Source organism: uncultured Pontibacter sp., assembly GCF_947502515.1.
In the GTDB taxonomy this organism is placed as follows: domain Bacteria; phylum Bacteroidota; class Bacteroidia; order Cytophagales; family Hymenobacteraceae; genus Pontibacter.
This window is the reverse complement of record NZ_CANNAI010000003.1, coordinates 343,565-362,194: the sequence shown is the minus strand read 5'-3', so window position 1 is coordinate 362,194 and position 18,630 is coordinate 343,565. Positions and strand designations below refer to the sequence as shown.

Below are 18,630 nucleotides of genomic sequence, written 5' to 3'. Positions count from 1 at the left end.
TATTTACCGGCCTGATGGCTTTGATATTACTAGGTATAAATCTGGTGATGTATTCCATGTCGTCTGGCTACAGGCAGCATAATTTCTTCCTGAGTCTGGAAAACAGCTCCACTGTTGTGGCTAGCGCCGTGCTGCAGCAAGAAAAGGCGGAAGATTACTATGCCGTCAAGAACAGTATGCTGCAGCATTTGGCAGATGAAGAGGAATACATCCTGCGTATTAATAAAGAAAGCGAACAAATTCATTTTCCTGCCTCACTGCCGCTCGATGAGTCATTTTACTGGGAGACTATCCGTAACGGAAGAGCCCGGCATTATGAAAACGGAGTGCATTATGTCGGGCTGTTTAGAGAAAATGTAACCGGAGAAGAGGACATACTGGTGGTGTCTTCGGCTCGGGATATGGAGGGCGATGCTTACCGTAAACGCCTGAAAACGACGCTGGCCATCGCCTTTCTGGCGGCTGTGTTTGTGATGACGCTCACCACCGTGTTCTTCTCTAAAAGGCTGTTTGGCCCCATGGTCAAGATCATGAAGAAAGTGAACAGTATCAATGCCTTCAACCTGAACGACAGGCTTGAGAAAGAGCATAGTCTGGACGAAATCAGTGAACTGCAGGATACGCTGAATGATATGCTGCAGCGGATAGAAACAGCTTTTAAAGCACAACAAGCCTATGTCAGCAACATCTCACATTCGCTCCGCACGCCGCTCACTGTTATAGCCGGGGAAGCTGAGATAGCCCTTTCGCGCCTGGAGCAAGGGCACCCGGCTACTTACTCGCTGCAGATGATTATGCAGGAAACCGAAAAGCTCAAGCACATCATCAATACCTTACTGGAATTGGCAAAAGCCGAGGGAAATGGGCAGGACCAGGGCTGGAGTGTGCGCAGGATGGATGAAATACTGGAGTCGGTGCAGGAGGTGGTAAGCAAGATGGATGAACGGTATAAGCTTAAGATGGACTACAGCGAATTTCCGGAAAACGAGGCGATGCTGTGTGTAAATTGTAATGAGCAGTTGCTGATTCTAGCCATCTGTAACATCATTCTGAACGGGTTTAAGTACTCCGATAACCAGGCCGTATACCTGAAGCTAACCTCAACAGGGCAGAAGATAAGCTTGCAGATAACAGACTCAGGCATTGGTATACCTGCTTCAGATCAGAGTAAAATTTTCAATCCTTACTTCAGGGGTTCTAACACGGCTAATTACGAAGGTTTTGGCATCGGGCTGCCGCTGGCCATGAAAATCATTGAAACGCACAAAGGTACGATTCAGGTAAGTTCGAAGGTTGGGAAAGGTACTATCATGGAGGTAGTACTGCCTGCGGCGTATGCTGCCCAGCACGCTTCTATGCAAGTATAGCCCGACTGCCTGCGGCCTGTCGAAAGCGTGTTAAATCATTTTTTTGCATTTTTTTCCGGATCATCTACCCGAAGCCCTACCAAGCGTAGGGCTTTTATTTTGGTTTTATTTCCTGTCTATCTGTCTGGTCATCGCAACGCCCTGCACGATCTGGTAAACAATGAAACAGGCGCCCACACCATGTAAAGGGCTGCAAAATCCTTCTTTCTAATTTCATTCTAATCTCCCTCTTAAATCAGCTTAACAGGCCATGCCTAACTTGGTGCCTCAGTATAAGCTAATTACCCTTATAACCTTTTGGCGCTAAGGTAAGTAAACTTATTTCAGTGCAGGAACATGTGGATATAATAATAAAAATGCAAAAACGTTTAGGAGCATTCGGTTTTTTTATTGCAACATGCGTTTTAGCGGTCGCACCTCTCCATGCACAAAATGCATCCGGTTATGACGGAGGCCCCAGACCAAATAGCAGCGAATTGGAAGGTTACTATGCCCGGTTCATGCTCCGGTGCTCCATAATCAGCGCCCTTGCAACAGAGAATATCCCCTTTACGCAGCAGCACAATGCCAAAATAAGTTTCCAGTACTTACTAAAGCCCAACTACACAGCCACCGAAAGGATCGGCGGGCGGCGGGATGAGTACATTGTTCAGTTTCAAACGTTTCTGTAATCATTCATATTAACAATAAGTCATATGCACTTAAATCCAGTAGAACATGAAAAGCTGTTGCTTCACCTTGCAGGCGAACTTGCTGCCAAAAGGCTTAAGCGAGGCGTGAAGCTAAATTACCCGGAGTCCGTTGCCTACATCTGTGGCGTTTTGATGGAAGAGGCGCGTGACGGGAAAAAGACGGTGGCGCAACTGATGGAGGAGGGGACCAAACTCCTGAATAAAAACCAAGTGATGGAAGGTGTGCCTGATATGCTGCACTATGTGCAGATCGAGGCAACATTCCCGGATGGTGTAAAGCTGATCACGGTCGACCACCCTATACGCTAAAACAGACTAAGAACAATTAAAACATTTATACTATGAAACCGGGTGAATATATACTACAGAAGGGTGAGATAAAGGCGAATGACAAGCGCAGGACAGTGCGTGTCACCGTGGCCAACACCGGAGACCGACCAATTCAGGTTGGCTCGCATTACCATTTTTTCGAGGCCAACAAGGCGCTTGATTTTGATCGGGCAGCTGCCTTCGGTATGCGCCTCAACATTCCGGCGAGTACTGCCGTGCGCTTTGAGCCGGGTGAGAAAAAAGCAGTCATTTTAGTAGAGTTTGGCGGCAACAAAATCATAAGTGGTTTCAACAACCTGACGGAAGGAGATGTAACGAAGAAGAACGTGCGGGATGCCGCTATCCAGAAAGCGCAGAAGCAAGGATTCAAAGGGGCAGGAGGTGCCACGGCTCCTAACAGAAGAAATAAAAAATAACATCATTTAACCAGGAAACCATGTCAAATTGGAATAGACGCGAATGGATAAAGGTGGTAGGGCTGTCTACCGCCGGGCTTTCAATGCTTGGCTTCAATGCATTGGGAAGCGATTCTTCTTCAGTAAAATATGTAGACGGCGAACTATACATACCGCGCGACCGCTACGCTGCACTCTTTGGGCCTACCACGGGTGACAAAGTGCGCCTGGCGGACACAGAGCTTTTTATACAGATAGAAAAAGACTTTAACGTATACGGCGACGAAAACAAGTTCGGGGGTGGTAAAACCGTGCGCGACGGCATGGGCCAGTCTACTTCAGCGGGACAGGACGAGGTGCTCGACCTGGTGCTCCTGAATGCCATTATCATTGACCACTGGGGAATCGTGAAGGCTGATATCGGCATAAAGGGCGGTAAAATAGTAGGTATAGGGAAGGCCGGTAACCCGGACACGCAGCAGGGGGTAACCAAGGGTATGATCATCGGGGCAGCAACGGAGGTACAGTCCTGTGCTGGTAAGATTGTAACGGCAGGTGCCATAGATACCCACATCCACTTTATTGCGCCGCAGCAAATCGAGGTAGCGCTTTTTAGTGGCGTCACGACCATGATCGGTGGTGGTACAGGTCCTTCTGACGGTACACTCGCCACCACCGTGACGCCAGGCAAGTTCTGGATGGAACGCATGTTCGAAGCTTCAGAATCAACCCCTATGAACTTTGGTTTCCTGGGCAAGGGCAATACCTCTACCTTCAAAACAGCGGCACAGCCCGTGGAAGCCGGTGCACTGGGTCTGAAACTGCACGAAGACTGGGGCACGACGCCATCCACCATCGATATTGCTTTGCAAGTGGCAGACAAATATGACGTGCAGGTAGCTATCCACTCCGATACGTTGAACGAAGCAGGCTTTCTGGAAGACTCTGTGAGGGCCATCAACGGGAGAGTGATTCATACTTACCACACAGAGGGTGCAGGCGGCGGACACGCACCGGACATCATCAAGATTGCCATGTACCCTAACGTGCTTCCATCTTCTACCAACCCAACCAAGCCTTATACCATCAATACCGTGGATGAGCACCTGGACATGCTGATGTCGGTACACCACCTGGATAAGAGCATTCCGGAAGACGTAGCCTTCGCCGACTCCCGCATCCGGCCAACTACCATTGCTGCCGAGGATATTCTGCAGGACATGGGCGTGTTCAGTATGATGTCGTCTGACAGCCAGGCCATGGGACGTATCGGTGAAACAATACTGCGCACCTGGCAGACAGCCCATAAAATGAAAGTGCAGCGTGGTCCATTACAGGAAGATAAGGCCTCCGGGGCTGATAACCTGCGTGTGAAGCGCTACATCTCTAAATACACGATCAACCCGGCTAAGGCACACGGCGTGGCTGACTATGTAGGCTCGATAGAGGTAGGTAAATACGCCGACCTGGTGTTATGGGACCCAGGTATGTTCGGTGTAAAACCTGAGATTATCTTCAAAAACGGTATTGCTGTGGGAGCTCGTATGGGTGACCCGAATGGCTCTATTTCATTGCCACAACCTGTTATCTACCGGCCAATGTGGGGGTACTACGGTAAGTCCATCCAGACGAGCGGATTCAACTTCGTATCGCAGATTTCCCTTGACAACGGCAGCATAAACAAATTGGGGCTGGGCAAAGGATTTCTACCTGTAAGAGGCTGCCGCAAAGTCACGAAGAAAGACATGGTGCACAACAATGCCATGCCAAAGATCGAGGTTAATCCGGAAACATACGTGGTAACGGCAAATGGCGAGGTGCTCACTTGTGAGCCATTGAAAGTTGTGCCAATGGCACAGCGCTACTTCCTGTTCTAGATTTCTAATTAAACGTGCTGCCGGTCGGGCTATACCTTGCCGGCAGCACCTTAACACCCTATGCTGTTAGTAGAGAAGGTAATCGGCAATTTATCAGATACCAATACAGGTAACCTTTCGATTGATTTTCTGGACCTGGATTGGTTTGATACTGGCAAAACCACTTTGCGAAAGCGAACAAGGGCGGGGCAGGAGATAGGTATACGCAAAGACTCGACGCCACTGGAGGACGGTGACATCCTGCATATGGACGGGGAGCGGGCCATCGCCATCAACATACTTCCCTGCGAGTGCATCGTGTTCAAGCCCGACAGCTTTAAGGACATGGGCACCATTTGCTTCGAGATTGGGAACAAGCACATTCCCATTTTTATCAACGAAGCGGCCGAGGTACTGGTGGAGTTTGAGAACCCGCTGTACAGACTTTTGGAACTCTCTGGCTACGAGCCGCGGCGGGAAGTGCGCAAGCTCCTGAAAACACATGCGCTACGCGTGCGGCGGCATGGGAATAATTTTACCAGAAAAATAACCATTAAATAAAGGGACAGCTATGCAGCCACTCTTAACCCTCCTGCAGATCAACGACTCCATGTTTCCGATCGGAAGCTTCACGCATTCCTACGGCTTGGAGTCTTATGTGAGTCAAGGCATTGTGAAAGACACGCCATCGGCCAAGGTATATGCCAACAACATGCTGCGTCACAGCATCTACTACAACGACGCCGCCTTTTTGCAAAAAGCCTGGGCTTTGCTGGAAGCGAAGAAGTCGGTGCGGGAGTTTCAGAAGCTGGACGAAATGATTACAGCCCTGAAGGCACCTGCCGAGATACGTGATGCCAGCAAAAAACTGGCGATCCGTTTTCTGAAGCTGACGCAGGAGCTGCACCCCGTTAAAAGATGCAGTAACTACCTGGCCAAAATTCAGGAGGGTCAACTGCACGGGCACTATGCCGTGGCCTTTGCCATGTATGCGCATGCAAGCGGCATTACCTTAAAAGACGCCTTGCTGGCTTTTTACTATAACACGCTCAACGGCATTGTGACCAACTGCGCCAAACTGGTGCCCATTGGGCAGGGCGATGCGCAGAAGATCCTTTTCGACTTGCAGGCTACTATTAAAGAACTGGTGGACCAGCAGGAAAACATGGAGGAGGAGATGGTCGGGCTATGCTGTATCGGACAGGAAATACGGTGCATGCAGCACGAAAAACAATACTCAAGACTATACATATCATAAAGCAAATCATCACCTAACCAGATACTTTATGTCAAAAAAACATGTGAGAATAGGGGTAGCTGGTCCTGTAGGATCAGGAAAGACGGCTTTGATCGAAAGGCTGACCCGCAAGATGAGTGAAGAGTACAGCATCTGTGTTGTGACAAACGACGTGTACACCCGCGAAGATGCTGATTTTATGATAAAGAACTCGAAACTCCCCGCCGACCGAATTATCGGGGTGGAAACGGGCGGCTGTCCGCATACCGCCATACGTGAAGACGCTTCTATGAACATTGAGGCTGTGGAAGAACTGGTGGAACGCCACCCCGACACAGAAATCGTGTTTATAGAGAGCGGCGGTGATAATCTGTCTGCCACCTTCAGCCCCGATCTGGCCGATGTAAACATCTTCGTGATCGACGTGGCCGAGGGCGATAAAATGCCGCGCAAGGGAGGCCCTGGCATTACCAAGTCCGATTTGCTGATCATCAACAAAACGGACCTTGCCCCCTACGTGCACGCCGACCTGGATATGATGGACCGCGACTCGAAGAGAATGCGCGGCGAACGACCTTTCATCTTCACAAACCTGATGAAACTGGAAGGCCTCGATGAGGTGATTAACTGGATCAAGACTTATGCTTTACTAGAAAAAACGGAGGCGCATGCTTAGTACCATCAAGATTAACGCGGAGAGGGAAGGGGCGCTAACGCTACTGAAAGAGAGTTGCCACAATGCGCCTTACAAAGTGATCCACTACGGCTCCCGACATCTGCATGAGCATCTGGAGCTGATCATGATGAGCTCTTCTCCAGGCATCATGGATGGCGATGAGATTGACATTGAGGTAAACGTGCATGAGCACGCCCGATTGAAACTCTTTACACAGTCGTTCAGCAAGTTGCACCCTATGGAAAAAGGGGCTGTGCAGCGCACGAACGTACAGGTAAAGAAAGGCGGCATCTACAAATTCATCCCACACCCGATCACGCCTTTTGCCAATTCCATCTTCAGAACGGTAAACGAGATCCACCTGGATGAAAATGCCAATCTGATCTGGGGCGACATTATTGCGTCGGGGCGAGTGCACTCGGGAGAGTCGTTCCAATTTACGCGCCTGCACAGCATCACGAAGGTATACAGAGGCAAGAAGCTTGTGCTATTTGATAACCAGTTGCTTGAGCCAGGTAGCCAACCTTTCGACTCTATCCTGTTTTATGAGCGCTATACGCATCAGGCAACGCTCATCTATGTGTCGCCTTATGCCGCTGAATTGAAGACTGAACTCGACGAGATCTTGACGAGCCAGTACGATGAGTTCACTTTCGGTTTTACACAGTGCGGGCCTAATGCCATTATGATCAGGGCAATGGGTGACGAAGGCGTGATGCTATATGACTGGCTAAGCGCCATGGGGCAGTTGTGCTGGGAGTTTACGGTGCACAAGCAGGAAGAAGAGCAAGCTGAATTGGAAGCGGAACAAGCAGCTGAACCGAAAGCCGAAAAAGCGGAGCCTGCTGCCAAAAAACAGACCAAGCGAGCGAAGAAAGAAGTGACCGCAAAAGGGAGGGCCAAAAAAGCAAAGGCTATACCTGAGGCAGCAGCTGAAATTGAGTTAGAAGAAGTGCTTGCCGAGGCGGTGATAGAAAAATAATGAGAAGCCATGCACGAAATTTCGATCGTACGGAACGTCTTTGAAACGCTGCAGGAAACTTATCCTGACAAGTTTGAGCGAATAACCAAGGTGCAGATAGAAGCGGGGCTTTTGAGCAACATACAGCCTATCCTGATCCAGAACGCCTTTGAGGCGCTGATCATGGAAGAACCGAAGCTGGCTGAGGTCGAGCTGGAAGTGCTGTTGCTGCCCATTATCGCTCACTGTGCTACCTGCGACAAAGACTTTGAAGTGAAGCGTCACAAGTTTGTTTGCGACTGCGGCACCCCCTCCAAAAACATTGTGCAGGGAGAGGAGCTGCAGATCAGCCGCATTGAATTTTTAGAGAACGAACCACAAGATATAAAAGCGTAATAGATATGAGTACATCATCCATGCCCAAAAGCAACAGAATGCCAGTAGGCTCTGTGCAGTGCGACAACACCACCCTCAACCTGTTAAAAGCGAACGATTTTGTGGCGAAAGCCATCCGTGACCGCTTACCTGATGTGCTGGTGATTAACGTATGTTCCTCGCCAGGCAGCGGCAAAACCACCCTGATGCAGGAGACAGGCAAGCGCCTGAGCGACAAACTGAACATGGCCGTGCTGGTAGGCGACCCTGAGACTGACCGCGATGCGGTACGCATGAAGGAAGTAGGCATTAACGCCTTGCAAATCGTGACAGGCGGCATGTGCCACATCGAAGCTCAGATGATTCTGCAGGCGCTCGACCACATCGACCTGACTGGCGTGGACCTCCTCTTCATCGAGAACGTGGGCAACCTGGTTTGCCCTGCTGCCTTTGACCTGGGCGAGGACATTCGGGTAACCGTGCTGGCCGCTACCGAAGGTGATGACAAGCCGAAAAAATACCCACGCATGTTCCTGACGAGCGAGCTAATGGTGGTGTCCAAAGCAGACCTGTTGCCTTACGTGCCCTTCTCGGTAGAGGCTGCTACGCAGGATGCCAGAGAAGTAAACCCAACCATCGAGGTAATGAGCATCAGTAGTTTGAAAGGCGACGGTATGGACGATTGGTGCAACTGGCTGCTGGCAAAAGTAGAGGAAAAGAAAAAAGCCAAACTGGCAACAGCTTAATACCGCATGGCGATCGATTTGTCTATGCTGACGGAGCCGCTAGTCGTGACGCAGGCGCTTGCAAAAGAGCACAACCTGAGCGGCCGCGCCATCGACTTTTTTGAGATTGAGTGGTACGAGACCTCCAAGTCGCGCATGAAAAAGAAGACGCAGGGCGGGGTAGAGGTGCTGGTTGAAAAATCGAATAGAGAGGCATTGGAAGACGGGGACCTGCTATACCTGTCGGAAGAGCGGGCGATCCTGCTGAAGATAAAGCCCTGCGACTGTGTGGTGCTATACCCGCGGAGTCTGCAGGAAGTAGGCACAATCTGTTTCGAGATCGGCAACAAGCATGTGCCGATTTTCATCACCGACGAGAACGAGGTGTGTGTGGCCTATGATGCCCCGCTTTACCAGTTGCTGCTCAGCGGTGACTTTGTGATCGGGATAGAAGAGCGGGTGCTGCACCCCGCGCAGATGGTCAAGGCCTATGGCAACAAGCGAAAGCAGTAATAAGCAACAGCGCTATACCCTGGCACTTTGAGAGAGTTCTGACAGGTATAACATAAAATAAAAAGCAGACTGTTTTAGCCGAAGAGAGCGGAACAGTCTGTCTTTTGGTATATGAAAATCAAGGCATAAATGACTGGTGAATAAGATGGTTTCAAGAAAAAGCACCCTGCGATTTTGTGAAGAAAGCATGAAGTACTGGAGAGAAAGGATGGCCGTTCGTTTGGTGATGGCGGTGTGTGCTGGTTTGTTCTTGCTGAGCGCCTGCCAGAGCGAGACCGGCGAAATGAAAGCAGCGGCGGCTGATGCGATTGTAGTGAAAGATATACGGGGCAAGGAAGTACGCCTGAGCGAACCAGCCCAGCGGGTGATCGTGCTGTACCAGGGAGCGTTGGATGGGATGTACATGCTGAACGCGGAGCATACCGTGGTAGGTATACAGAACAACATCTACACCAACCCTGAGACGTTTAAGTATTTCAGCAAACTGGATCCGCGCATTGCCAGAAAAGAGCTGCCCGCTCCTGGCAACTGGGAAACATCCACCAACATCGAAAGCGTGCTGGCGCTCAAGCCAGATCTGGTCATTATTGCCTCTGGGCAGACCGATGCCATTCGCCTGCTCGAAAGTTTAGGTATACAGGTATACGCCGTATCGCCCCAGAACAATGAGCAACTGTTTGAAGAAATCGAAAGCATTGGCAAGCTGACAGGTACGCACGAGCGGGCTTTGGAACTGCTGGCCTATACCCGCCACAAGCTCGACGAGATTGCGGAATCGACAGATCATATTGAACAGAAAAAATCGGTGTACTATGCTTGGTCGGGCGGGCGGATTTACTCTACCTCGGGGCAGAATAGCCGCATGAGCGAGTGCTTCGAGCTGGCAGGCGTAAACAATGCCTGCACTTTTGAAGTGGACCAGCCTAACATCAACCCCGAAACGCTGATTGCCTGGGACCCCGACCTGATTTTGCTCTGGAGCACAGACCCAAAGGTGCTGTATGATAAAAAAGAGCTGGCGGTGCTCACGGCAGTGAAGAACAAAAACGTGCATGTGCTGGAGCCACCCTTTTTCTACGACCCGCATACCCTCAAAATTATGTATGCCGCCATCGAGCTGCACAACGTCGCCTATGGCGCAAACGAGCACTTCGACCTCGACGAGAACCGAAGGGACATCATGACGAATCTGTATGGTGCCAAAGCCACTGCCTTACTTGAATGAGAAAAGTACTGACTGGCTTCCTTATTTACGGCCTGCCTATACCGCTGCTGCTGTATTCCCTGACGGTAGGCCCGTCGCAGGGACTGGTGTTCTCTGACTATTGGGAATGGGGCGGGGCGGTGCTGGGCGGCAACATTCACGAGAGCTCGACCAAGGTATACATGCTCAACAACATCATCGAGAATGTGCGCCTGCCACGGGTTTTGCTCACCTTTATTATTGGGGCGGGCCTGGCTGCATCGGGGGGGGCTTTGCAGGGGATTTTCCGCAATCCGCTCGTGGACCCCTATGTGCTGGGCATTTCCTCAGGCTCGGCTTTTGGGGCGGCGCTGGCCATTGCTTTTCCGCTTTTGCACATCAACTTAATGGCCTTCGTGCTGGGAGTGGCCTCTGTGGTCATGACCTATTCATTTGCTTTCAGCAACAACAAGTCGTCCATCGTGGCCGTCATTCTTTCGGGTATGATTGTGTCAGGTATATTCACGGCATCGCTTACGGTGGTGCAGTACATGAGCGACCCTTACAAGCTGCAGGCCATTGTGCAGTGGACCATGGGCAACCTGCACCATGCCTCCTGGGACAAAATAAACACTGCTGCCTTGCCTGTAGGGATAGGTATAGTGGGCATGTACCTGATGCGCTGGCGGCTTAACCTGTTGGCGCTGGGCGAGCAGGAGGCAAAGGCGGTGGGCGTAAACCCGACTGCCGACAAAGCCACCTTGGTAGCGCTGGCTACGCTCACCACCTCTACTTCGGTGGCGGCGGCGGGTGTTATCAGCATGTATGGCCTGTTTATTCCGCACCTTACCCGCATGATGGTGGGGCCCGACAACCGCAAAGCCATGCCAGCCAATATCTTCTTCGGAGGTTCTTTCCTGGTCATCATCGACAATTTCTCGCGCTCGCTAATGGACTTCGAGATTCCGATCGGCATTTTCACGATGCTGCTGGGGGCGCCATTCTTTCTCTTTTTAATGAAGAAAAATAAAATCAACTGGGTATGACAGACGCGGCGATAGAAGTAGAAAACCTCAGTTTCGAGTATGGCAAAGCGCCGATACTGGAGAGCGTGAACGTGACCTTTCCGACCAACCATTTTTCGGTGCTGCTCGGGCGCAACGGCAGCGGCAAGTCCACGCTTTTCAACATCATGGCGGGCCTGCAAAAGTACCAGCATGGCTCCGTGAAACTGATGGGCAAGGAGCGAAGCAAAATGTCTTTTTCGGACTGCGCCCGCGTGCTGGGTTTCCTGCCGCAGTTTCATAAGTCAGTGTTCCCATTTCAGGTAAAGGATGTGGTTTTAACAGGCAGAGCGGCCTTCTCGGCTTTCAGTCCGAAAAAGAGTGATATGGAGAAAGTGGGTCAGGCCATTGAAGAACTGGGCATCAGTCACCTCGCCGACAGGCCCTATACTGAGCTGTCTGGTGGGGAACAGCAACTGGTCATGATTGCGCGGGTGCTGGTGCAAAACCCGAGCATCATTTTGCTCGACGAGCCCACCAACCACCTCGATGTGTACTACCAGACTTACGTGCTGGAGAAACTCAAAAAACTGACTGAAAATGACCTAACGGTCATCGCCATCATGCACGACCCGAACATGGCTTTTCTGTACGCCGACCACTGCTATTTCATGAAAGACCGCACCGTGGTTACTCCAGCCAGCGAGTTTGATTACCATGCCAGTGACTTTCTGGAATATGTGTATGACGTGACTTTTACAACTGTGCTGGTGAACGACAAAATCATGGTGGTACCTGAACGAAAAATTGACAAGCTGATAGAACCGACAAGATGATACAGATCAAACCAATCGTAAGAGAGCGGATTCCAGAGCTGGTTCGCTATGTGATGGGGTTCCGCAAAGAGCTGTTCCCGATGATAGATCACAGCAAGCTGCCCCGCGACCTGGCGCACTTCGAAGCCGCTTATGTGGAAGATGAAAATGCTGCCTTTCTGATTGCGACCGACTTGTCAGATACCATCGTTGGCACCATTGGCATGCGCACCTACGACCACCGCTTTAAGCACCTGAACTACGAGGGCCGGCTGACAACCGAAGTACAGAAGCTGTATGTGGAGCCCTCCCTCCGAAAAGTTGGCTTGGGTACCTGCCTTTTTAGCGCCCTGAAAGAAGAAGCTGCGCACAAAGGCATCGAAACGCTATACCTGCACACGCACCCCTTCCTGGCGGGCGCACAGGAGTTCTGGGCAAAACAGGGTTTCGAACTGATTTGTCAGGATGAAACGCCTGTTTACAGAACCATACACATGGAACTGCAGTTGCCAAAATTTGAGCGTCTCGGTAAAATTATTTTTGACAAAGGACAGGAGCCTGTTCAGGTATGATACTAGACTTGACCCGAAGGATGGCTGCGAATTATATGAAAAGTGTCCTGTGCGCATTGTTGCTATACCTGTTTGCTATACCTGCTTTTGCCCAGCCAACAGGCAGTGTGGGCGGTAGCGTGAAGGACGAGAAAGGAGAGGCCTTGGTCGGTGTTTCGGTAGGTATAAAAGATGCCGAAGTTGGAAATGTAACCGCCCTGGATGGCACGTTTAAAATTGACGGACTGCCTTATGGCCGCTATACCTTGCTGGTGAAAGGGCTGGGCATGGTTGATAAAACAGTACCTTTTGCCCTGACCGAGCAGTCGGCGCACGTATGGCTGGACGTGGTGCTGAACCGCCAGACGCATGTGATGCAGGAAGTGCTGGTAACGGGCCGAAAAGAAACCAACTACGTGAACGATTACAGCTTTGTGGGCACCAAACTGCAGAGTAGGGTAGTAGATGTGCCGCAGACCATTTCCTCGGTTACCAAAGAGCTGATCGAGGACCAACAGGCTTTTCTGGTGACAGATGTGGTGCAGAACCTGGCGGGTGTAACGCAGTACTCGGCCTACGACGACCTGACCATCCGTGGCTTCCGCAACGGCTTCGATACAGGGTATAGACTGGTGAACGGGCTACGCTCGGGCTATGGATTTGGCACAAGTTTCTTCCGTGTGCCGCTCACGGTGAACCTCGAAAGCGTAGAGGTGCTCAAAGGCCCTGGTGCCGCCCTTTTCGGCGACATCAACCCTGGGGGCACAGTCAATCTGGTTACCAAAAAGCCGCTGGACGAAAGCCGTAAAGCGGTAAGTTTCTCGGTAGGCAGCTTCCAGACCATGCGCACCACCCTCGACCTGACGGGGCCGCTCAACGAAGACAAGTCCTTGCTCTACCGCCTCAACATCGGCTACGAAGACACCAAAACCTTTCGGGATGTGAACGACCGCAGCTCCCTGATGATTGCGCCCACCGTTACCTTCCGCCCGACAGCAAACACGACCGTTAACGCCGAGCTCGTGTACAGCCAGTTCGATGGCTACCTCGACCGCGGCATGGGTATACGAGGCGGCGACCTGTACGCACTGCCGAGGCCCTTTACCCTGAGCCAGCCCAGCGATTATTACCGCGTGAACGATATCTCCTTCAACGGCTCACTCAATCACCGCCTCACCGATTGGCTGTCCTTTAACGCCGCCTACATGAAGTTTGTGTACCACGAAGAGCTGAGTGAGCACCGCACCCTCAATACCTTTGCTGATGCGCCTGCCAACACCATCATGAACATGCGCTATCTGGAGAAGAAGATAAACGACTATACCGATAACCTCTCCGCTTACTTCTCCCTCAGCGGCAACACGGGCTGGCTGCGCCACGATGTGATGGCAGGTATGGACTACATCAAATACGAGGCCGATAGGCGCGGGCACCAGTGGGAGGCCCGCCAGATGGAAGTGGACGGGCAGGTCGTTCCCCTCACGTTCGACCTTAACAACCCGACATACGAACTCCGTGACCCGAGCAAGTACATCCGTCTGCCGCTGTCGCCGTTCTTTGTTGATTACCTCAATACCAGCTACAGCACCACCGGGCTATACCTGCAAGACCAGATCACCGTAACCGACCGCCTGCGCCTCTTGCTGGGCCTGCGGCAGGAGTTCTTTCGTGACCAACGGGTGTATGACAACGGCGAAGAAAAAGTGCATCAGAATGTGCTTCTCCCGAGGGCGGGGCTCACCTACAGGTTGCTCGACAACCTGAACTACTTTGCCAGCTACAGCCAGGGCTTCAAACCCATTGATCCCGCCTTTGTGCGAAACCCCGAGAACTACGGCAGCGACGCGCCTTTCGACAGCGAAACCAGCTTTCAGGCAGAGTCAGGGCTCAAGGGCGAGTTCCTGAATAAGCGCCTGTTTGCCTCAGTGTCGGCCTTCCACATCGAAAAGCGCAACACACTGATAAACACGGGTCAGGTGACAGATACGGGCAACCCCATTTATCGCCAGAACGGGCGCATTAAGTCGCAAGGAGTGGAGTTGGAGGCGAACGGCAGCATCAGCCCAGCCATTAATCTGAGTGTGAACTATGCTTTTAACCACACCGAGGTAGTAAGCACTGAGATGGAAGCTGAGCGGGGCACCATGACGCCAAACGCACCAAAGCACTCGACAGGTTTGTGGGCCAAGTATACCTTTTCGGGTGCTGGTCTGGAGGGCTTTGGGTTAGCCGTAGGCGGCAACTATGTAGGCGAGCGCAAAATGGAGCGCCAGGTGCAGGACACCCAGACAGGGGATTGGGTATGGGGCTACTGGCCTGAGTATGCGGTACTGAACGCAGCGGCCTTTTACCGTGCCAATAAGTTTCGGCTGAGCCTGAACGTGAACAACCTGCTCGATAAATTCTACTACGTAGGCGGCTACGACTATCAGCGGGCATTCCCTGGCGCTCCCCGCCACTTTATCCTCTCGGTCGGCTATACCTTTTAAAACTAATATACCAGCATCATGAGAAGAAGCTTACTCACCATTACATCACCTGACTCGCCGCTTTTGGCACAGGTTCCGGCACGGCAAAAGCTGCCTGATAGTTTGCAAGTGCAGACTGCCAACACACCGACAGGCCTACCGCTGAGCTAAGTTACGCTACTCAGAAATAGTGGCGGACTGCAACTTTACTGCTACGGGACAGGGCATTAACACGGCTTTCAAAAACGTCTATCAAAAATCATATCAATGAACAAATATTTCCTTTCTTTTATCGCCCAACTATTTGCAATTCAGACTGTACTTGCTCAGAATACTGGCCTCGAGAAGAGTAGCACGGATAGCACAAGCACCAATAAAACGCCTTCAATTCAAGGACTCTCAGATGACAGCTTATCGGGTTTGAGCGAAAGGATAGATGTGAATTTTCTGCTTCGAAGCTCAGTCGATTTCCCGAGTGGTGCTTCCAATCAGGCATCTGTTAATTTGAACGAAGCACGGATGGAGCTGCGGGGAGATATCACGCCGGATCTGAGTTTTCGCGTACGGTATCGGCTTAACAGAAGCGCTGCTCCGAACAGTTTAGACAATGCTCCGGGCTCATTAGATCACGCGAATGTCACCTATCGGTTTGGCACCGCGAAGAAATGGCATTTGACAGCCGGAAAGCAATCCGCGAGTGTGGGGAGTTGGGAATTTGACAAGAACCCCACTTTTGAATACCAATATACCGAATACGTGAACAGGCAGCTGAACCTGTTTTTACTCGCCATGAAACTCGGTTATGATGTCACTGAAAACCATACCTTCCAGTTGCAACTGCACAATACCTCTAACAATAATTTCAACACGGTCTACAATGCGACAGGCTACAACACAGACGGACTAAGGCCGTCAAAAACACCTTTTGGCTTGTACGTAGCGTGGCTGGGTAATTTATTGGATGAAAAATGGCAGACTTTCTACAGTTATAATATTTCGCAGTTCGCCAGGGGTAAGACAGATCATGCCGTATCCATCGGCAACCAGGTTGTGCTCGACAGGTTTAAAGCTTACCTCGACTTGCAGAGCACCAACATGTCCGTAGACTATCCTAACATTGGGTCGCCGGCGGTCAATACATTTATGGCTCCTACTCCGGGATTTACTCCGGTTTTTCTGCAAGACATCAATTACAAAACAGCCGTGCTTCGCGTAGATTATGAGTTTATACCCAAGTGGTTTATAACTGCCAAAGGCTTTTACGAAACGGCCAGCCACCGAAAAGACAGCGAGATCGGAGACAATTTCAGAGAGCATACCGGCCTTTTGGCAGGCCTGGAATACAAGCCTGTTGCCAGCCAGGAAATGCGGTTGTTTAGTTACTATTACTACAACACGTCACGGTATAATAATGTAGTAGGGGTAAGTAACCCGAATCAGAAGCTACACTTGTTCTCGGTCGGTGTGCTTTACTTTGTGAATGCCCTTTAGCTAAGGCATTGTGCAGTAACTGTAGCGGCTGTAAGGGCAAGTATAGCCGTTAAAGTGGTTGTTTCCTTGCTTTTATGGGGCTTTATCCGTTACTTTGAAAGAATACTATCAGAACTGTGCTGCCACCTAACAGAAAAATTCATCTCTTTTCAGAGCCGCTTACAGGCTTTGTTGCGGCATCGCATCACGTATCTCAAAGTGATGTGCTGAATGGCTATTGTCTTTTCTTTTATACAGCCCCTAAGGCCTTCATTAAGTAAGCCGGAAACCTCCGGCCCCGGGCGCAAGCCACCATACCTTGCTACAGGTTATCCCTGTTCAATATTCTAGCATTTACCGTTTCGCAAAACACCTTTATGCAGCGCAATAGCCGCAAGCAAGGGAGTTTTTGTGTGTTTACTTTTTTTAAAACCTCCGTGCTGCATGCGCTGGAGGTTTTGCGCCTGCCTTTGGGGCATGGCAAGGCGCTATACCTGCAAGATTTTTCAAAGCTTTAAAATACCAATGATATGAACCCGATTTATGTAACAGAAAAGGATTTACAACGCCTGCACAACCTGGTACAGGTGCAGCGCCAGGTAAGCGGTGCCCATTCCGTAGAGGCCCTCAGCAGGGAACTGAAGCGAGCGAAAGTGGTAGCCTCCGAGGAGATTCCGGAGAATGTGGTGACCATGAACTCGCTGGTGAAGCTGAAGGAACTGAAAAGCGGTGCCGAGATGGAGCTGACTGTGGTATACCCCAAGGACGCTGACTTGCCGAATTTCAAAATCTCAGTACTGGCACCAGTGGGTACGGCCATTCTGGGCTGCAAAGTGGGTGACAAGGTGGAGCGGCCGGGACCTAAAGGCACGGTGGTGTACGAGGTGCTGGAGATTTTGTATCAACCCGAAGCAGCAGGCGATCTGGCCCTTTAATTTACTGGCCGGATTGGTCTTTTGTAGGAGAATATTTTTACCATAGAGAATGGGTTTTTTAGATTTTTTCAGAGAGGATATTGCCATCGATCTGGGCACAGCCAATTTTCTGGTGATGCAGGGCGACAAGGTGGTGGTGGACGAGCCTGCCATTGTAGCCTACAGCCGCTCATCAGGTAAAGTGCTGGCCATTGGCCGTAAGGCGATGCAGATGGAGGGAAAGGCGCACGAGGACATCCGTATTGTGCGGCCGATGAAGGATGGTGTGATCGCTGACTTTCATGCCGCAGAGCACATGATGAAGGGTATGCTGCAGCTCATTAACGGAGGGAAAAGGAAAATGGGCGCTTCGTTCCGGATGGTGGTTTGTGTGCCCTCCGGTATAACCGAGGTAGAGAAACGCGCAATACGCGACTCGGCCGTTATTTCTGGGGCAAGGGAGCTATATCTGGTGCATGAACCAATTGCTGCGGCCATTGGCATCGGACTGGATGTAGAGGAACCGAACGGGCACATGATTGTGGACATTGGAGGAGGCACCACCGAAATCGCCGTGATTGCCCTGAGCGGCATTGTCTGCGACCAATCCCTGAAGGTAGCGGGCGAAAGCTTTAACGCCGATATTGTGCACTACATGCGCAAACACCACAACCTGTTGATCGGGCAGTCTACCGCCGAACGAATCAAGCTGGAAGTAGGGGCTGCCCTGCCTGAACTGCAGGATCCACCGGCTGATGTGGCCATCAAAGGCCGTGACCTGCTCACAGGTCTGCCGAAACAGATACACGTTTCCTATACGGACGTCGCTTTTTTTCTGGATCGCTCACTTTCTAAAATTGAAGAAGCGGTGATGAAGACATTGGAGATGACGCCACCAGAGCTCTCCGCAGACATACACCAGACGGGCATCTACCTGACCGGTGGCGGTGCTTTGCTGCGCGGTCTGGACAAGCGGATATCTGCCCGAACGAAACTGCCGACCCACGTGGTGGAAGACCCTCTCCGCGCTGTGGTGCGGGGCACGGGCACTGCGATGCGAAATATCGACCGCTTCCAGTTTTTGATGCGCTGAGTTAG

Annotated in this window: 22 protein-coding genes; all 22 read left to right on the top strand. The window is 51.2% G+C overall.

All coding sequences use genetic code 11. The features are described 5' to 3' along the window. The first annotated feature begins 14 nt into the window (after positions 1-14). On the top strand, positions 15-1,367 hold the full coding sequence (locus tag Q1A54_RS10705; RefSeq protein ID WP_299987581.1) for a HAMP domain-containing sensor histidine kinase: 1,353 nt from the start codon (positions 15-17) through the stop codon (positions 1,365-1,367). Positions 1,368-1,723: 356 nt separating this feature from the next. After that, the gene (locus Q1A54_RS10700; RefSeq protein ID WP_299987576.1) at positions 1,724-2,038 is read left to right on the top strand and encodes a hypothetical protein; all 315 of its coding nucleotides are present in this window, start codon (positions 1,724-1,726) and stop codon (positions 2,036-2,038) included. Between the two features lie 24 nt (positions 2,039-2,062). Beyond that, on the top strand, positions 2,063-2,368 hold the full coding sequence (gene ureA / locus Q1A54_RS10695; protein ID WP_299987574.1) for an urease subunit gamma: 306 nt from the start codon (positions 2,063-2,065) through the stop codon (positions 2,366-2,368). Between the two features lie 32 nt (positions 2,369-2,400). Beyond that, positions 2,401-2,805, top strand: a complete 405-nt coding sequence (gene ureB, locus Q1A54_RS10690) for an urease subunit beta (RefSeq protein ID WP_299987571.1) — start codon at positions 2,401-2,403, stop codon at positions 2,803-2,805. Between the two features lie 20 nt (positions 2,806-2,825). Then, positions 2,826-4,661, top strand: coding sequence for an urease subunit alpha (gene ureC, locus Q1A54_RS10685; protein ID WP_299987569.1), 1,836 nt, complete (start codon positions 2,826-2,828; stop codon positions 4,659-4,661). A gap of 60 nt (positions 4,662-4,721) precedes the next feature. Beyond that, on the top strand, positions 4,722-5,201 hold the full coding sequence (locus tag Q1A54_RS10680) for an urease accessory protein UreE (protein ID WP_299987566.1): 480 nt from the start codon (positions 4,722-4,724) through the stop codon (positions 5,199-5,201). A 10-nt stretch (positions 5,202-5,211) separates the two neighbouring features. Then, positions 5,212-5,898: an urease accessory protein UreF gene (locus Q1A54_RS10675; protein WP_299987563.1), complete on the top strand. Its 687-nt coding sequence runs from the start codon at positions 5,212-5,214 to the stop codon at positions 5,896-5,898. A gap of 28 nt (positions 5,899-5,926) precedes the next feature. Beyond that, entirely contained in the window at positions 5,927-6,553 is a 627-nt protein-coding gene (gene ureG / locus Q1A54_RS10670; protein ID WP_196117261.1) for an urease accessory protein UreG, read from the top strand. Then, positions 6,546-7,535: an urease accessory protein UreD gene (locus tag Q1A54_RS10665; protein ID WP_299987559.1), complete on the top strand. Its 990-nt coding sequence runs from the start codon at positions 6,546-6,548 to the stop codon at positions 7,533-7,535. Before ureG ends, Q1A54_RS10665 begins: the two co-directional genes overlap by 8 nt. A gap of 9 nt (positions 7,536-7,544) precedes the next feature. After that, positions 7,545-7,910 carry a hydrogenase maturation nickel metallochaperone HypA gene (locus tag Q1A54_RS10660; RefSeq protein ID WP_299987556.1) on the top strand — a complete coding sequence of 122 codons (366 nt, stop codon included), beginning with the start codon at positions 7,545-7,547 and terminating at the stop codon, positions 7,908-7,910. A 5-nt stretch (positions 7,911-7,915) separates the two neighbouring features. Continuing rightward, the gene (gene hypB, locus Q1A54_RS10655) at positions 7,916-8,635 is read left to right on the top strand and encodes a hydrogenase nickel incorporation protein HypB (protein ID WP_196117266.1); all 720 of its coding nucleotides are present in this window, start codon (positions 7,916-7,918) and stop codon (positions 8,633-8,635) included. Positions 8,636-8,641: 6 nt separating this feature from the next. Beyond that, complete coding sequence (locus Q1A54_RS10650) at positions 8,642-9,127, top strand: urease accessory protein UreE (RefSeq protein ID WP_299987551.1); 486 nt, start codon at positions 8,642-8,644, stop codon at positions 9,125-9,127. A 187-nt stretch (positions 9,128-9,314) separates the two neighbouring features. Beyond that, positions 9,315-10,352 carry an ABC transporter substrate-binding protein gene (locus Q1A54_RS10645; protein ID WP_299987548.1) on the top strand — a complete coding sequence of 346 codons (1,038 nt, stop codon included), beginning with the start codon at positions 9,315-9,317 and terminating at the stop codon, positions 10,350-10,352. Beyond that, positions 10,349-11,356, top strand: coding sequence for an iron ABC transporter permease (locus tag Q1A54_RS10640; RefSeq protein WP_299987545.1), 1,008 nt, complete (start codon positions 10,349-10,351; stop codon positions 11,354-11,356). The genes Q1A54_RS10645 and Q1A54_RS10640 overlap by 4 nt, the downstream gene beginning before the upstream one ends. Next, positions 11,353-12,150, top strand: a complete 798-nt coding sequence (locus Q1A54_RS10635) for an ABC transporter ATP-binding protein (RefSeq protein ID WP_299987542.1) — start codon at positions 11,353-11,355, stop codon at positions 12,148-12,150. The genes Q1A54_RS10640 and Q1A54_RS10635 overlap by 4 nt, the downstream gene beginning before the upstream one ends. Further along, positions 12,147-12,701: a GNAT family N-acetyltransferase gene (locus Q1A54_RS10630; RefSeq protein WP_299987539.1), complete on the top strand. Its 555-nt coding sequence runs from the start codon at positions 12,147-12,149 to the stop codon at positions 12,699-12,701. The genes Q1A54_RS10635 and Q1A54_RS10630 overlap by 4 nt, the downstream gene beginning before the upstream one ends. 35 nt (positions 12,702-12,736) lie before the next feature. Further along, a complete protein-coding gene (locus Q1A54_RS10625; RefSeq protein WP_299987537.1) occupies positions 12,737-15,169 on the top strand; it encodes a TonB-dependent receptor in 2,433 nt (810 codons plus the stop codon). A gap of 18 nt (positions 15,170-15,187) precedes the next feature. Further along, on the top strand, positions 15,188-15,319 hold the full coding sequence (locus Q1A54_RS10620) for a hypothetical protein (protein ID WP_299987534.1): 132 nt from the start codon (positions 15,188-15,190) through the stop codon (positions 15,317-15,319). A gap of 96 nt (positions 15,320-15,415) precedes the next feature. Continuing rightward, complete coding sequence (locus Q1A54_RS10615) at positions 15,416-16,639, top strand: porin (RefSeq protein ID WP_299987531.1); 1,224 nt, start codon at positions 15,416-15,418, stop codon at positions 16,637-16,639. Between the two features lie 356 nt (positions 16,640-16,995). Next, on the top strand, positions 16,996-17,136 hold the full coding sequence (locus Q1A54_RS10610) for a hypothetical protein (RefSeq protein ID WP_299987528.1): 141 nt from the start codon (positions 16,996-16,998) through the stop codon (positions 17,134-17,136). 12 nt (positions 17,137-17,148) lie between these two features. Beyond that, positions 17,149-17,553, top strand: coding sequence for a nucleoside diphosphate kinase regulator (rnk, locus tag Q1A54_RS10605; protein ID WP_196117282.1), 405 nt, complete (start codon positions 17,149-17,151; stop codon positions 17,551-17,553). 49 nt (positions 17,554-17,602) lie between these two features. Beyond that, entirely contained in the window at positions 17,603-18,625 is a 1,023-nt protein-coding gene (locus tag Q1A54_RS10600) for a rod shape-determining protein (protein WP_299987523.1), read from the top strand. Positions 18,626-18,630: the final 5 nt, after the last annotated feature.